Raw genomic sequence first — 433 nt, 5'->3', positions numbered from 1 at the left:
GTGGACGGCGCGCCGGGCCGCCGTCCGGCGGCGGCCGGCGGCGTGTCCCAGCCCCCGGCCACCGCCGGGGAGCGGCACAGGCCCAGGCTGCCGGCCGCGACCAGCAGCGCGCCGACCATCTCGGGCAGCAGGCGCGGCCCGAGGGCGATGCGCTCGCCGAACAGCGCCCAGCCGAGCGCCACGCTCACCACCGCGTCCCCGAGCGTCAGCGCCGGCTGCGAGGCGGCCAGCGTCCCGGCGCGCAGCGTGGCCTGGAGCAGCAGCAGACTCAGCAGGCCCACGCCGGCCGCGGCGTACGGCCACCAGCCGGCGGCCACGGCGGCCGGGCCGGCCGCCAGCCGGCCCGTGACCTCCTTCACCAGCGCCGCCGTGCAGGCGAAGCAGACGGCGGTCGCGCAGCCCAGCACGGCGGCGCGCGGCGCGCCCCGCACCG

1 pseudogene is annotated in these 433 nt (G+C 82.0%); it reads right to left on the bottom strand.

What is annotated here, in order from left to right:
* Positions 1-433 (bottom strand): annotated as a pseudogene (locus RKE29_RS30485) (hypothetical protein); the annotation flags it as partial.

This window comes from Streptomyces sp. B1866 (genome assembly GCF_031932565.1).
Classification (GTDB): Bacteria; Actinomycetota; Actinomycetes; order Streptomycetales; family Streptomycetaceae; genus Streptomyces.
This window is presented reverse-complemented; position numbering and strand designations above follow the sequence as displayed.